This is a genomic window from Prolixibacter denitrificans (assembly GCF_003014495.1).
Lineage (GTDB): Bacteria > Bacteroidota > Bacteroidia > Bacteroidales > Prolixibacteraceae > Prolixibacter > Prolixibacter denitrificans.
On record NZ_PYGC01000003.1, the window covers coordinates 245,063 to 259,420 of the forward strand.

A 14,358-nucleotide genomic window follows, 5' to 3' on the forward strand; every position below is an offset into this window, starting at 1 on the left:
TACATTTAATATTTTTCGCAATATGAAATTTATGCATTGACAATACAAACACCATTCTAACTAAATTGTTGACTGACAACAACTCGCTTCCGGACACGAAAAAAGCCGGCTCAATAAGACCGGCTTTCTTAAGATGATTTCTGCGCTAATTTTTTCAACCACGCATTGTTTCTTCCACCTCATCGGGTGTAATGGGAAGACGTTTCCCCAGAATCCGGGCGCCTTCGGCTGTTACCAGCAGGTCGTCTTCCAGGCGGATGCCACCAAAATCAGCATATTCCATCACTTTGTCGAAGTTGATGTACTGGGTATTGATGTAATCTTTCTTCCACTTTTCAATCAGAGCAGGGATGAAATAGATACCCGGTTCGTTGGTTAATACAAAGCCTTCCTGCAAGCGACGGCCCAAACGTAAACCGGCCGCTCCTAAACGTTCCATTGGGCGGGTTTCATCGTCGTAACCAACATAAACCTGCCCGTAATCTTCCATATCATGAACATCGAGTCCCATCATATGACCCAGACCGTGTGGCATAAACAAGGCGTGCGCTCCATGACGAACGGCTTCGTCCACATCGCCTTTTATTAAACCCAAATCTTTCAAGCCGGAGGTAATCACACGAGCTGCATTCAGATGCACATCGAGGTACCGAATGCCCGGTTTTACCATAGCAGTTGACTCGTTGTTGGCTGCTAAAACGATTTCGTAAATATCTTTCTGCTTTTGCGTGAATTTTCCACCTACCGGGACCGTGCGGGTAAAGTCAGACGCATATCCCATTCCGGTTTCAGCTCCCGCATCGGTGAGCATCAGCATGCCTTTTTTCAACTTAAGCGAGTGGTCGTGGTTGTGCAGTGTTTCCCCGTGCTGAGATAAAATAACGGGAAACGAAACTCCGCCTCCGCCTCCCAGGGCAATACCTTCGATGATACCGGCAATCTTCTGTTCGCTTTCTCCTTCTTTTGCCATCTTCATTGCCGTCACGTGCATTTCGTAACCGGTAGCACACGCTTTTTCAATTTCAGCAATCTCATACTGATCTTTTACCGAACGCATATCGACAACGTGCTTAATCAGTTCGAGCGATACATAATCCGGCAGTTTGGCGGTATGAATACCTAACAATTCTTTCAGCAACAGCCGGTTGTTCGCCCGGTACGGAGGCACAAAGTGCACCCTGCGGCCCTGCCACAAAGCCTTGTTCACATACGCATACACTTCATTGAACGAATCGGTGCATTTAACCCCCACTTGAGCAGCTTGTTCCCTAAGTGTCGGCTGCGGGCCCATCCAGATGATATCGTCGATGTCAACATCGTTGCCAAAGAGCATATCGGTTCCTTCATCTACATCGATGACCCCGAACAGGCCGGGCTTATTAATGCCAAAGAAATAAAGGAAAGTACTGTCCTGCCGAAAATGGTAGGTATTGTCCGGATAATTCATGGGTGCATCCACGTTTCCGGGGAGCAAAACCAATCCCCCGCTCATTTTCTCGCGAAGGCGATTTCTCCGCTCTATGTAAACGTCCTTTTTGAACATATTTATATGATTTTTATGGATAATTCTTCTTCATGCAAGTTACGAATTATTAACCGCCATGACAGGATTTTCAGGCAGTTTCCTGCGCATCGGCAGCCGAATATCAATTGTAACATTTTACATATTACAAGAGTTCAGACAGATATCTCATCCCACCCCGATTGACCTTACCGGGATGTTGTTTGGCATATTCTGTCTTTATTCTGAAAACAATTTAGGCCGCTCAGGCTTTTTCGGCGAGTTGACGTATCCCGTCCAGTCGATATCTTTTTTTAAAGCCTCGAATGGATTGACTTTACCAAATAAGAAGTCACTGTCCCGGCCGGGTTTGTCGTAACACATCATGGGATGTTGGGTGTGATAAGCGTGTTTCAAGTCGAGTCCGGCAACTGCTTTTTCGGCGTGATTTCCCCAAATGAACCAGCTGACCGAAGGCTGTGCCGCAGCCAGAAATGCCAACAACCGCTCGGTGAATGGTTTCCAGTAAGCACTGTGACTTCCCGGTTTTCCAACCTCGCAGGTGAAGGCGGTATTCAGCAACAAAACGCCCTGACTTTCCCAATGCTGAAACAGTTTTCCCGGAGGAAGTACCTGAAAGTCTTGACCTAATTGTTCTTTCAGTTCATTGAACTTAACGACCTGGCCATTGTAGGTTTTATACAGTAACCGAAGAATATTCTTCAGGGAAACATTCCGGAAAGGTTCCGACCATAATTTCAACGTGCCCACTTCGAATGCCCTTCCGGTTGCCACTCCTTCCTGCGGATATGGATCCTGTCCCAGGATAATCACCTTGATTTCGTTCAGCGGAAGCGTTAAAAAGCGCAAGACATTTTCCGACAACGGTGTATAATGTGAGGAAGCTATTTTCTCCTCAATTTCTTTCAGAATGCCGGTTATTTCGTCAGTTAGAAAAGGACTCCACGAAGGATGAATATCACCGGGAAGTCGATTGAGTAATTCAAGGTTTTCCATGGATTCAAAAATACGAAGAGATTGAAAAGTGTGCCATTTTACAAAATATAATTACGTTCCACAAAGAAAAGAGGGACAAAAGTCCCTCTTTTTCAGAAATGTAACCAATCTTTGCACATGTGATAAATTAATGAAAAAATTCTCGTAGTTGACTGTAATACAGTTAACCCGTAATTTTTTCAGGTAATCCGTTTAATTGTACCTTCTTCTTTCCGGCTGGCCGGGGTACAAACATATCTTTGGGTGTTAAATCTAACGAATCTGCGACTTCTAAACAATACTCCAGCCGCCCTAAATCGTTGGCTGCATTGTTTGTCCCGAAAGTGAACTTCAATCCCGCGTCTTTAGCCCGCTTGATAAATGCCATGTTCGGAATACGATAACGCGCATTGATTTCCAGTGCCACTTCATTATCTTTCAACACCTTGATGACCCGATCCATCCGTTCAGGTGTCCATAGTTCATCATACCGGGTAGCCAATTCATCCGGCAGGAACGTCGGATTGACATAAATATCTACCGGCTCCTGGCTCATGATTGACTCAATGCGACTGACGAGCATTTCCATAAACTGCTGATCGTTATCGACAAAAGTTTCTTCCGGAATCCACAAGCGCATCCGCCGTCCTTTATCATCGGTCCACGTCATCGCGTCGGTGAAAATATAGTCGAACTTTGCCACAGCTTCCGGCGAGAAGAGCGTTACCCATTCACGTCCCTCACATTGCATGGCTTTGATTACCGGCTCATCTTTGATGCTTTCCAGGTATTCGTTTAACGTCTTATCATCCGTTACCGGGAATTTCAATCCGCAATTGGCGGCCACTCCGTAATTGATGCCCAAGTCGCGACCGTGACTGCGAAGCTCATCCATCGTCAGTCCGCCTTTCAAGTGCGAATGATAATCGATGACCGGAAATCCTTGCTGGTTCAGCAACGTAAGCTGACGCGTAACAGCATCCTCATGTTCAGGCTCCGTTGCTGTTTCCTCGCTCTTATTCAATGGCATCACCCGAACTTCACTGACAGCAATATCTCCATCAACGGAAGTTTTATAGAGCGCCAATGTGCCTTCAGAAAAAACCATATTAGAACACTGCTTACTGCGCATGGGCAATGCCGGCTCATTGTACTCAGTTACTTTTTTTCCGTTCACACTAACGACAATATGATGTCCTTCGACCTCAACGCCTAGCTTGAACCACTGGTCATCATCCGCTGTGCGAACAAAGTTGTTCCGGATATGACTCAGACTTCCGGTTTTCTCCTGGTTACCGATTCTGTAGTCGCTGTTATTAATGAAAATATGGTATCCCGAATGCTCGGGAATATTGGCATCCTGTGGAAAATGAACGCAAAAAATTCCTTCAGCCCCGGCGCTTGTTCTTACATTCGCCTCAACTTTGAAATCCTTCAGGGAAAACTTACTGTGTATTCCGGAATTATTATCGGCCAGCACATAATTCGAGTCGTTGTGCTGAACATCTTTCAGTGTCCAATATTTTTCGAAGTTACCGGAATTCGTGACCAGCCACTCCCCTGTTCTTGGCTTTTGCTGACAGGAGAATGTGATTAGAGCAATTAGGGAAAGTCCCAATCCCAAGGGGAATGAATATCTTTTCATGAAAACAAGCAGGTTTAATTCGGTTTTGTTAGTATCAACGGAATGAGCAGCAATTTAGCAAAAATGTTCTTTTTCGCCACAAGGCACGCCATAAAAAAGGCGCTGATTATTAGCGCCTAAGTTTATTCATCTTTTGTCTTATCCTAAATAATGTGCCTGTTTTTCAGAACACTCACAATGGCATCCACAATGTGGTCGTCCAACATGGTAGAGTAATTGAAAATCAGATCGAAATCGGAATTATTTACCTTGCGGCCGGCGATGTGCTCAACAAACAAATCGCGCTGCCGATCGATTTCAATCACATAATCGCGGGCATCGGAATGCGACAAACTACTGATTTGCATGATGCGGTTCACCCGCCAGTCAAGCGGCGCTTCAAGCCGAATCGCCAACCGATCGGTAATTCCGTGACTCAGAATTTCACCCCCGCGACCAACAATGATATGATGTCCGGCAACGGCAAATGAACGAATGACCGTTCCAACCGTTTCAATCACCTTTTGGTCGTCCGCGTCGTACACCTTCTCGGTAGAGAAGGCACTGGTTACCTCTTCGAGCGGCACCTTTTTCTCACTCAGAAATACATTCTTCACATGATTGGGGTCCATTTCCAGTTCATGAGAAGCCTCCTCGAGGATTTCTTTACTAATCCAACGCCACTCTACATCCGTTTTCGTTTCGGACAGGTAACTGTACCCCGTCAGTATTTTCGACAACTTAGTAGCAATGCGCTTAGCCGAACATCCGCATTCGCGCGAAATAGTGATGACGGGCCCCGGGGAAATATGTCCTTCCAGTTTCTGCTGTCTGAAAACCTCTGAATAATTACTTAGAATATTTTGTTCCATAATCGAAGTTTTTACACCCTGAATAAGACAGAATCTGAAATCCGGGGTTCATAATGAATGATTACTTTGCTTAAAGTTATGGCTTGAGTGTTCAGCTATCAAGGCTTTATGCTCAAGGACACAGATGTTTTACAATATGTTTAACTGAAACTTTTTCAAAACCAGCATTCTAAATCAGAAATCTTATATTTGAGTCACCGTTATATATATTCGTTATGGAAAAAGTCATCAAAACAGCACTGGCATCATTCGGAATGTCGGGTCAGGTTTTTCACGGCCCCACCATTAAGGTAAATCCCCATTTCAGCATTGACAAGATTCTGGAAAGAACAAAGAATCTCTCCGAGAAGGACTATCCCAATGCTACAATTGTTCGTTCGTACGAAGAGATCATCAATGATCCGGAAATTGAACTGGTCATCGTCAACACACCCGATCCCTATCACTATGAAATGACTATGAAGGCGCTGGAAGCCGGGAAACATGTGGTCGTTGAAAAACCTTTTACCAAAACAAGCGAAGAAGCGGCCCGACTGATTCAATTGGCCCGGGAGAATAACAAGATATTGACGGTTTACCAAAACCGACGACTCGATAGCGATTTCCTTACGGTGAAAAGTTTGCTTGGTGCAGGCATGTTGGGACGTTTGGTTGAATTTGAGTCACATTTTGACCGTTACCGGAATTTTGTCCGTGAAGGCAACTGGAAAGAGACCGGTGATGAGCGAACCGGTGTGCTCTTTAATTTGGGAGCGCACATGGTCGATCAGGCATTGGTTCTTTTTGGCGATCCCGATGCAGTTACCTGTCATTTGGCTGCCCGCCGAACCGGAGGTGAAGTTCCGGATTATTACGACATCCGATTGCATTACGACGGATTCAATGCGATTCTGAAAAGCTCGTACCTGGTGAGAGAGCCCGGACCACGTATGATTTTGCACGGAACAGAAGGTTCTTTCCTGAAATGGGGAATCGATCAGCAGGAAGCCATGTTAACAGAAGGCCGTTTACCCGACGAGCCAGACTGGAATGAAGAACCGGAAGAATGGTGGGGAACGCTGCATACCACCATCAACGGTGTTGAATACAAAGGCAAAGTGAGAACCATTCCGGGCAATTTCAAGGTATTTTACGAAAACCTGTATGAAGCGATCCGGCATGGAAAAGAATTGCTGGTAAAACCGGAAGAATCAAAAAAGGTAATCGATGTATTGGAGGCTTGTATCGAAAGTAACCGGCAGCGAAAAACCATCGATTTTAATCCGTCCTGAAAATAAAAAAGGTAAGTGCCCCGAATCATGGGAATCCACTTACCTTCTTCTTTTTATCACGATGTCAGAAAAACCTTTCCTGCATCTTCGTATTCTTTCAATAAATGACCTATTGGAGAATGCTATCTCTCTTCCGTCAGGCTGTCTTTCGGAATACTTTGAGGATTCCGAAAATACTCAGCCGGATGATCCCAATAAAAGCATATAGCACAAAACTGATGAGCAAAACAATGTGCAGCTGCGAATACAATTCGCTCCACGAAGTATTGTATCTAACAATGCCGTAGACGTTCATCAGAAATGCGACGATAAAACTGATTCCCCAGAACATCAGTTCCTTTCTTCTTCTTTGCCGGGTTATAATCCAATCACTCACAGGTTCTTATTTTATTGATTCTCGACTTCTCTGTTTTCACACAAGTGCTCCGTTCTTCTTCCAAACATATTCTTCGGGCCATTCAATGATACGACCTTCCTGCATCGCTTGTAGCCCCAGTAAAACCGCTACGGTCGCATTGTAGCCTTCCCGTAACAATCCCGGATAAGGTCGTCCGTTCCGGACAGCCAATACAAATCCCTCCATTTCCAGTAATGTATCATCGTACTGATAATCTTCCACCAGGTACTCTCCCTTGTATTGGACAGCCGTTTCAGGCACCCAACTGGCACCGCCAATGGGAATCGTCTCGAAAATATCTTTTTCCAGGTTATTTATCAACTGAAGGAAACCGGGTGCGGGAGGCGGATTTTCCGAATAAATCTTACGCACCTCGGGTTCAATCGTTCCGAGGTGCCCCATGATCTGTTCTTCCAGCCCGTATTTTCGGTTACTGATGACTGAATCGTATATGACCTTCACTCCTTTCGGATAATCGTAAACACAAGCCACATTGTCGTACACTTCACGGCCGTCTTTCCAGAAACAAATGGAACCGGAGCCCATCACCCGTGTTGGTGTTTCGCCCAAAAACCAGTTCGCCACCTGAATCTGATGGGAAGCCAGCTCAGTCATCAATCCGGCGGAGTACTCGTCGTACATGCGCCAGTTGATTTTCCTTTCCAATTCCGGATGACCTTCCGGAACCGGCCGCCGCCAATCGTTGTTTCTGTGCCAGTAAGCCCTGATTTGAGTTATCTGTCCTATCTCACCGGAAGCAGCCCGTTCGTATGCCTTCAGATAAGCTGGATTGAACATGCGCTGATGACCAATCTGCAGGATCTTTCCCGTCTGGTTCGCCGCCCATGCCATGGCTTTTGTATCCTCCAGTGTGCGGGCCATCGATTTCTCACAAAACACATGAATCCCGCTCTCCAGAAAATCGATGGTTATATGAGCATGTTCATGAAGCGGAGTAGCAATGACAACTGCATCGAGGTTATCAGCTTCATCAATCATTTTCCGGTAATCGTAAAATGCCTTGGCTTTGCCGTTAGTTAGTTCAATGGCTCGCTGGTAGTGTGGTTCATAATTGTCGCAAACGGCGACAATTTCGACATTCTCCAATTGCTGGCAATTAAGCAGTAAGGCCCGCCCGCGATCACCCACACCAACAAATCCGAGACGGACCCGGTCGGAAGCACTGTTTCCAACCTGCGATTCATCGGCCATGGCTTTTAACCAGGGCATCGACGCTCCAAGAACAGCTGAGCTACTGAGTAACGAAACGTCGCGGATAAATTGCCGTCGTGTCCGTTCGTCTTTCATATCAAAAGGTTTGGTTTAGTTAGGTCATTACAAAGAAATTGTTTTTTCTGAATTGAAGCCTCTGAACCCAATGGAACTACCACAATTTCATCATATTCAAATTCATTCAAAACAGCATCATACTGTTCCGGTAAGAGCAGCATGAAAGCAGTCGACAGGATTTCGCCTTCTACCGGAGATTTGCACAGAACCGAAACCGACCGGCCTTCGTTGACTGGTTTTCCGGTTACCGGATGAATGATGTGATTGGACTTTCGACTCCAGCCATCATCTGCCAGCAACCGATTTGAAGAAGTGGTCAGCGAATGATTATTCATCCTGAATTCGTGGAGTATTTCTCCCGATTTCAAGGGATTTCGAACCGACATGGGCCAGTATTCACCGGAAGGATGTTTCCCGAGCGTTAAAATGGAACTATCACCAAAATTGATGACGGCTTGCCTGACTTCGTGAGCATGCAAAATCTTCCGGACCTGTTCCAGTGCGTATCCTTTACCATAAGCGCCGAAATCAATTCCGGGTTTCCCCGAAAGAAAGCGGATGCAATGGCGACTCTCATCAAATTCCATCTCCTTCATACCCGAAAAACGAAATTGTTCCGCTACCTCATTTTCTGTCGGCGCTTCCTTTCCATTTTTCCACAGAGCCGCCACTTCGCCCATGTTGATGTCGAAAACCCCCAGCGTTTTTCGATGATACTCACGACAAGTCAGAAATACCTGCCAAAGCTCTTCTGAATCGACTTCAATCCATTGGGCATGACGTTGCTGATTGATTTTCCAGACTGGTCCGTCTTCCCGGAAACGGCTGAACAAATTTTCGATTCGGTCAACCTCCCGATGGATTTCCTGGAATAACAGTTCCCCCCGTTCATTCGCTTGCCCCAGAACGAGCATATCAAACCGGGTTCCCATGGCCGGGAAAGAACGAACAAATATTTCTCTATCGGGATTCATCTTGTACAATGGATAGAACAGGAAAGTAGCCATCCTCGCGGACAGCTACTTTTACCATCACTCTATGCTATATTGAAAAAATAATCGCTTTCACTTTTCAGATTTTGGGCTCCCACCCTTTCGCATAGGTTCTGCCCCACATCGCCATCGCCTCCTTATCTTTCAAAATGTGACCATTTTCTTCGTCGCATGTAAGCGGTCGATTCATCTTCCAGGCGATATTCGCCAAATGGCATAACAAAACCGATTTGTGTGCCTCGTCGATAGGAGAATGTTGCTCGACGTGCTTACCCCGAACGGTATCGAGGAAGTTGTTGATATGATTCAATGCCATCACATCGCCGGTCCCCACGGTATCGGATGTGCTGGATGTTTTGCCGGTTTTCTGTTCCCGGATTTTATAACCACTCAAATCATACACCTCATATCCTGCCCGGTCGATTATAACAGAGCCTTTTGTCCCGAAAATCACCGAACCGCGATCGCGGCCATACAATTTCGCCGCATTGCAACTCTGACCTTCCCACGTAATGGTTTTGTTGCCCTTAAATTCAAAGTGATTGAGCAACGTATCGTAAAACTGCCAGTCGTCGTCTTTATCGAAATAGCGACCGCCGGTGGCTTTTACCTGCTCCGGGAAATCGACCTGCAGCGCCCATCGGCACACGTCCAGTTCATGTGTTCCATTGTTACACGTTTCACCCGTTCCCCAATTCCAGAACCAGTGCCAGTTGTACGGGTGGTAATTATCGTGATAGGCAACCCGCGGCGCCGGTCCCTGCCAAAGTTCCCAATCGAGATAATCGGGTACCGGAACGGGTTTGCCTATACCAATGGTTCCCCGCTTGTTGTTGTAAAATGCTTTTCCGAGATACACCTCACCAATCAGGCCGTTGTGGATTTCCCGAATCACTTCGATGGTTTCGGGAGCCGATCGTTGCTGATTTCCCATCTGAATAACCTTTCCGTAACGGGATTGAAATTTCTTCAGCAACTCTCCTTCTTTCGGATTATGTGAGCAGGGTTTCTCGACATATACATGTTTACCGGCTTCCATGGCCATCCACGACGCAGGTGCATGCCAATGGTCAGGTGTCGCAATAAATACCGCATCAATCGATTTATCTTCCAGCAACCGACGAATATCCCGTTCACCTTTGGGCGTATTTCCGGTAGCCTTTTTGATATTGGCAATGGTTCTGTCAACGAACCGGGCATCGACATCGCAAACATGGGTTACCACTGCACCGGCTGCTTTACTGAATTCGCCGGCCAGGTAATCACCACGGCTCCGGATTCCGATGCCGGCTACGTTCATCTGTTCGTTCGCTCCAATGATTCGGCTGTAACTTTTGGCTGACATGCCAATCCCGCCAATTGTGATGCCCACTGCACCCACTGACGATTTCTTCAGGAAAGTTCGTCTGTTTTCCGCCATGTTGGTTAGTTCGTTTGGTTTAGTTGTAGTACCGTGTTCGGTACCGACACGAATATAAGGAAAAAATAAGTGGCTTAGGTATTGATAAACATAAACATACAAACATTGGCCTCCTGTTTTAACCTCCAACGACCCAATAAAATGATCTATCTAACTTTTAAAATATCTCTATAAATGAACTGTAATTAACGATAAATCCGTTTCTCAAATTCTGTTTATTTCCCTTCAATATCCCTAAATTAGAGCCTTATTCACCCAAAACGACAATCCATGGACATCAATGCATTTTTCAAAGTAAGCTATGGGCTATACCTTATTTCGACCAAAGCTGGAGATAAACTGGGTGGTTATGTTGCCAATACGGCTTTCCAGGTAACAGCAAAGCCACCACGCTTCGCCATCAGTTGTAACCGCGATAACCTGACGTCGGAAATGATTCGCGAAAGCGGTATTTTCGCTTTTTCCGTATTACGGGAAGATGCTTCGCCCGAAATCATTGGCAATTTTGGTTACAAAAGCAGCCGTGAGATTGACAAGTTTGAAAAGGTGAACTATATCACTGCACAGAGCGGGGCTCCCATCGTCACCGATTCTTCGGTAGCCTGGTTCGACTGCAAAGTGGTTGAAACACACGAAATCGGCACACACATTCTTTTCATTGGTGAAGTGCTCGACTATGATGTAATTGACGCGGAGGCCAATCCGATGACCTATGCCTATTACCATGAAGTAAGGAAAGGATTGTCACCGAAGAACGCCCCGACGTACATTGAAGAGGAGAAACTCGAAGAGGCCGGGGAGGAGGAACCAAAAGAAGAAGCCTCTGGCAAAAATGAAACCTGGACCTGCCAGATGTGTAATTATAATTATGATCCGGAAACAGGTGATCCGATTACCGGAATTCCGCCGGGAACAGCATTTGAAGATCTTCCGGACGATTGGGTTTGTCCGCTTTGCGGAGCCACCAAGGACATGTTCGAGAAAGATTAGTCAGACCAAAATAAACCAAAAATCAATTAACACATGGAGAAAAGTATCAAAGGTTCGCAGACTGAGCAGAACCTGCTGAAAGCTTTTGCAGGAGAGTCTCAGGCGCGGAACCGCTATGAGATGTATGCAAAAATCGCTAAAAAGGAAGGTTACGAGCAAATTGCTTCCATTTTCGCGGAGACAGCGATGAACGAAATTGCACATGCCAAACGCTTCTTCCGTTTCCTGGAAGGAGGAATGGTTGAAATCACCGCCTCCTACCCTGCCGGTGTAGAAGGAACAACAGACGAGAATCTGCTGGCGGCTGCCGAGGGCGAAAATGAAGAATGGACCGATTTGTATCCGGAGTTCGCGAAAGTTGCCGAAGAAGAAGGTTTCAAGGCTGTGGCCCTGGCTTTCCGTAAGATTGCTGAGGTAGAAGCCGAACATGAAAAACGGTACCGGAAACTGCTCGAAAATCTGGAAAACGATTCAGTCTTTAAGAAAGAGAAAAAAGTTCGCTGGAAGTGCCGCAACTGTGGTTATGTGCACGAAGGTGAGAAAGCGCTGGAACGTTGTCCTGCCTGTTTGCATCCAAAAGCTTATTTCGAAGAAGAAAACGAAAATTATTAACCGGGAATACCCGAACGAATCAAGGCCCTTTGTTGGGCCTTTTTTTATGTGAAAACTCAAGGTAAAGGCAAAGAAAAAGGGCGGTAAAGATACCGCCCTTAATTTTCCACCAACAAAAATTATTTAACCTCAAATCCCCCCTGTAAGAAACAGACGACCACTTCTCTTTCTACAGGGTTCTACAAATATATATATTTTTTTTAACTGTCAATTACCCTTGTTTGTTAATGAATGTTAATTTCAAATATTCACGTAAAAAAGTGACCGCTCCACGCACCAAAATCTACACATAAATCACTGTTCTACTAGCCATTAAACACACAGCAACACAATCAAGAATACCGCCAGTTACACAATTAAAATTTATTCTAAATAAAATTTTTCTCCTTGTTTAAAACATAAAAATTCATAAAACATAAAAAAGGTAACCGAATGACTCCCATTTCATTTTTACCCAGCCATAAATTTAGACTACATCGCCAAAAATCCTAATTTTGCCTCAAATCAGAAACAGAGTCCATGGAAAAAATTTCAGTGGTGGTCACCGTTTTTAACGAGGAAGATAACATCCGGCCACTGGTTGAACAAATAACTGCAGCCTTAACCGATTACCCGTTCGAGATTGTCTACGTTGACGATGGTTCGACCGACAATACCGTCCAGGTCATCAAATCGATGAATAATCCACACCTGAAGCTGGTCGAACTAAAGAAAAACTTCGGACAGTGCCCGGCGTTAAAAGCAGGCATAGACTATGCAACCGGTGATTTCATTGTGACGATGGACGGCGATTTGCAAAACGACCCATCCGACATCCCTATGATGGTCGAGCGGGCCAAGGAAGGCGATTTCGATTTGGTTGCCGGTATTCGCGAAAAGCGGAAAGACGGGTTCATTCTTCGGAAACTTCCGTCGAAACTGGCTAACTGGCTGATTCGTCGGGTGACGAAAGTAGATATCAAAGACAATGGCTGCGCGTTGAAGGTTTTCCGTGCTGATATGGCCAAAAGCATTCCGTTGTACGGCGAACTGCACCGCTTCATTTCGGTGCTGGCTCACTATGAAGGAGCCAAAATTGACCAGGTAAATGTGAAGCACCACGCGCGTATTCACGGCCAATCGAAATATGGTTTGTCACGTACTTTCCGGGTGCTCAGCGACCTCATCCTGATGCTCTTCTTCCGTAAGTACATGCAGAAACCCATGCACTTCTTCGGAACGTTCGGCATTCTCACCGGCATGGCTGGTGGCGCCATCCTCTTCTACTTCTTTATCCTGAAACTGATGGGTGAAAACATCTGGGGACGTCCGTTGCTGTTGCTCGGAATCATTTTGCTATTCATCGGCTTTCAGATTATCACGCTGGGATTGCTGCTCGACTACCAGATGCGCACCTACTACGAATCACAACATAAAGCACCCTATAAAGTAAGACGGGTAACCGGTGGAGAAGAAGCAAATTAAAAAGATTGGAATTAACCTGCTGAAACTGGTGATTTCGGCAGGAGCCATTGCCTGGGTACTTTCCAAAATTTCCTTCCGGGAAGTACTGCATATTTTCGGGCAATCGGCGCCGGGATACCTGTTGCTGGCTTTGCTGTTTTTTGTGCTATCGAAAGTACTGGCAGCTTTCCGGCTCAACCTCCTTTTCCGCGAAAGCGGGGCACACCTCTCATGGTGGCTCAACCTGAAGCTTTACTGGATGGGCATGTTTTACAATTTGTTCCTTCCGGGAGGAATTGGTGGCGACGGCTACAAGATTTACCTCGTGAACAAATTCCGGCAAAACGGCCTGAAAAAGAATTTTGGCGCTGTGGTTATCGACCGGGTATCCGGACTCGTAGCTATCGGACTTATTACCATTACGCTCTATTTCTTTTCGGCCATCCAAATTCCGTACGGACAATGGGCCTGGGTTGGATATTTTCTGGTATACGGCGGATTTTTGCTGTTGCTAAAGCTCTTCTTTCCCCTGCTTCTGCGCATTCATCTACCATTGACCGGTTGGTCTCTGGCACTACAACTCGCGCAGTTGCTTTCTGCCTTGTTCATTTTGCTGGCCTTCCATCAGCAGGCTAATTTGGTCGATTACCTGTTCCTCTTCTTCCTTTCTTCGGTTGCGGCGGCATTACCGATTACCATTGGAGGAGCCGGCGCCCGCGAACTGGTTTTCCTGTATGGCTCGCAGCAATTGGGACTGGCAAGCGACCTTTCGATTGCGCTCAGCTTCATGTTTTATCTCATTACTGCCTTTGCATCGCTTTGGGGAATTGTCTGGGTATTTCGTCCTCCCTTCCGGGAAGAAGGTGAAACTGATGAAGCAACCGAGCCTGTTTCCTGAAAAATAGACTGCAAAGCAAACCATTTGGGCAGAACGATATTTTGTCCGATTT

Annotated in this window: 13 protein-coding genes; 5 read left to right on the plus strand and 8 right to left on the minus strand. The window is 45.9% G+C overall.

Annotated elements, in window-relative coordinates:
• Positions 1–154: 154 nt before the first annotated feature.
• The 4 genes from CLV93_RS07910 to CLV93_RS07925 all read right to left on the minus strand — a co-directional run bounded on the left by CLV93_RS07910 (position 155) and on the right by CLV93_RS07925 (position 4,993).
• A complete protein-coding gene (locus CLV93_RS07910; RefSeq protein ID WP_106541642.1) occupies positions 155–1,543 on the minus strand; it encodes an aminopeptidase P family protein in 1,389 nt (462 codons plus the stop codon).
• Positions 1,544–1,741: 198 nt separating this feature from the next.
• On the minus strand, positions 1,742–2,518 hold the full coding sequence (locus CLV93_RS07915) for a uracil-DNA glycosylase (RefSeq protein ID WP_106541643.1): 777 nt from the start codon (positions 2,516–2,518) through the stop codon (positions 1,742–1,744).
• A gap of 163 nt (positions 2,519–2,681) precedes the next feature.
• Positions 2,682–4,142 (minus strand): 3-keto-alpha-glucoside-1,2-lyase-like domain-containing protein, encoded by a 1,461-nt coding sequence (locus CLV93_RS07920; protein WP_106541644.1) that lies wholly within the window; start codon positions 4,140–4,142, stop codon positions 2,682–2,684.
• 143 nt (positions 4,143–4,285) lie between these two features.
• Positions 4,286–4,993, minus strand: coding sequence for a cytidylate kinase-like family protein (locus CLV93_RS07925; RefSeq protein ID WP_106541645.1), 708 nt, complete (start codon positions 4,991–4,993; stop codon positions 4,286–4,288).
• Positions 4,994–5,208: 215 nt separating this feature from the next.
• Here CLV93_RS07925 and CLV93_RS07930 point away from each other — a divergent pair, with 215 nt between their 5' ends.
• The gene (locus CLV93_RS07930; protein ID WP_106541646.1) at positions 5,209–6,264 is read left to right on the plus strand and encodes a Gfo/Idh/MocA family oxidoreductase; all 1,056 of its coding nucleotides are present in this window, start codon (positions 5,209–5,211) and stop codon (positions 6,262–6,264) included.
• Positions 6,265–6,400: 136 nt separating this feature from the next.
• Here the strand turns inward: CLV93_RS07930 and CLV93_RS07935 are convergent, their stop codons facing one another.
• The 4 genes from CLV93_RS07935 to CLV93_RS07950 all read right to left on the minus strand — a co-directional run bounded on the left by CLV93_RS07935 (position 6,401) and on the right by CLV93_RS07950 (position 10,363).
• Positions 6,401–6,640, minus strand: coding sequence for a hypothetical protein (locus CLV93_RS07935; protein WP_106541647.1), 240 nt, complete (start codon positions 6,638–6,640; stop codon positions 6,401–6,403).
• Positions 6,641–6,676: 36 nt separating this feature from the next.
• On the minus strand, positions 6,677–7,969 hold the full coding sequence (locus tag CLV93_RS07940) for a Gfo/Idh/MocA family protein (protein WP_106541648.1): 1,293 nt from the start codon (positions 7,967–7,969) through the stop codon (positions 6,677–6,679).
• Positions 7,966–8,958, minus strand: a complete 993-nt coding sequence (locus tag CLV93_RS07945) for an FAD:protein FMN transferase (RefSeq protein WP_106541649.1) — start codon at positions 8,956–8,958, stop codon at positions 7,966–7,968. Before CLV93_RS07945 ends, CLV93_RS07940 begins: the two co-directional genes overlap by 4 nt.
• A gap of 64 nt (positions 8,959–9,022) precedes the next feature.
• On the minus strand, positions 9,023–10,363 hold the full coding sequence (locus CLV93_RS07950) for a Gfo/Idh/MocA family protein (RefSeq protein WP_106541650.1): 1,341 nt from the start codon (positions 10,361–10,363) through the stop codon (positions 9,023–9,025).
• A 270-nt stretch (positions 10,364–10,633) separates the two neighbouring features.
• On the opposite strand from CLV93_RS07950, the gene CLV93_RS20590 reads away from it, so the two are divergent.
• From CLV93_RS20590 to CLV93_RS07970, 4 genes are all read left to right on the plus strand, one after another.
• Positions 10,634–11,353, plus strand: a complete 720-nt coding sequence (locus CLV93_RS20590; protein WP_106541651.1) for a flavin reductase — start codon at positions 10,634–10,636, stop codon at positions 11,351–11,353.
• Positions 11,354–11,386: 33 nt separating this feature from the next.
• On the plus strand, positions 11,387–11,965 hold the full coding sequence (gene rbr, locus CLV93_RS07960; RefSeq protein WP_106541652.1) for a rubrerythrin: 579 nt from the start codon (positions 11,387–11,389) through the stop codon (positions 11,963–11,965).
• A 519-nt stretch (positions 11,966–12,484) separates the two neighbouring features.
• Entirely contained in the window at positions 12,485–13,429 is a 945-nt protein-coding gene (locus CLV93_RS07965; RefSeq protein ID WP_106541653.1) for a glycosyltransferase family 2 protein, read from the plus strand.
• Positions 13,410–14,306 (plus strand): lysylphosphatidylglycerol synthase transmembrane domain-containing protein, encoded by an 897-nt coding sequence (locus CLV93_RS07970; RefSeq protein ID WP_106541654.1) that lies wholly within the window; start codon positions 13,410–13,412, stop codon positions 14,304–14,306. Before CLV93_RS07965 ends, CLV93_RS07970 begins: the two co-directional genes overlap by 20 nt.
• The last annotated feature ends 52 nt before the right edge of the window (positions 14,307–14,358 follow it).

What these genes read in the sequence shown, in the direction of transcription:
- CLV93_RS07910 (WP_106541642.1), bottom strand. Translation starts at nt 1,543, where the DNA reads ATGTTCAAAAAGGACGTTTACATAGAGCGGAGAAATCGCCTTCGCGAG.
- CLV93_RS07915 (WP_106541643.1), bottom strand. Translation starts at nt 2,518, where the DNA reads ATGGAAAACCTTGAATTACTCAATCGACTTCCCGGTGATATTCATCCT.
- CLV93_RS07920 (WP_106541644.1), bottom strand. Translation starts at nt 4,142, where the DNA reads ATGAAAAGATATTCATTCCCCTTGGGATTGGGACTTTCCCTAATTGCT.
- CLV93_RS07925 (WP_106541645.1), bottom strand. Translation starts at nt 4,993, where the DNA reads ATGGAACAAAATATTCTAAGTAATTATTCAGAGGTTTTCAGACAGCAG.
- CLV93_RS07930 (WP_106541646.1), top strand. Translation starts at nt 5,209, where the DNA reads ATGGAAAAAGTCATCAAAACAGCACTGGCATCATTCGGAATGTCGGGT.
- CLV93_RS07940 (WP_106541648.1), bottom strand. Translation starts at nt 7,969, where the DNA reads ATGAAAGACGAACGGACACGACGGCAATTTATCCGCGACGTTTCGTTA.
- CLV93_RS07945 (WP_106541649.1), bottom strand. Translation starts at nt 8,958, where the DNA reads ATGGCTACTTTCCTGTTCTATCCATTGTACAAGATGAATCCCGATAGA.
- CLV93_RS07950 (WP_106541650.1), bottom strand. Translation starts at nt 10,363, where the DNA reads ATGGCGGAAAACAGACGAACTTTCCTGAAGAAATCGTCAGTGGGTGCA.
- CLV93_RS20590 (WP_106541651.1), top strand. Translation starts at nt 10,634, where the DNA reads ATGGACATCAATGCATTTTTCAAAGTAAGCTATGGGCTATACCTTATT.
- rbr (WP_106541652.1), top strand. Translation starts at nt 11,387, where the DNA reads ATGGAGAAAAGTATCAAAGGTTCGCAGACTGAGCAGAACCTGCTGAAA.
- CLV93_RS07965 (WP_106541653.1), top strand. Translation starts at nt 12,485, where the DNA reads ATGGAAAAAATTTCAGTGGTGGTCACCGTTTTTAACGAGGAAGATAAC.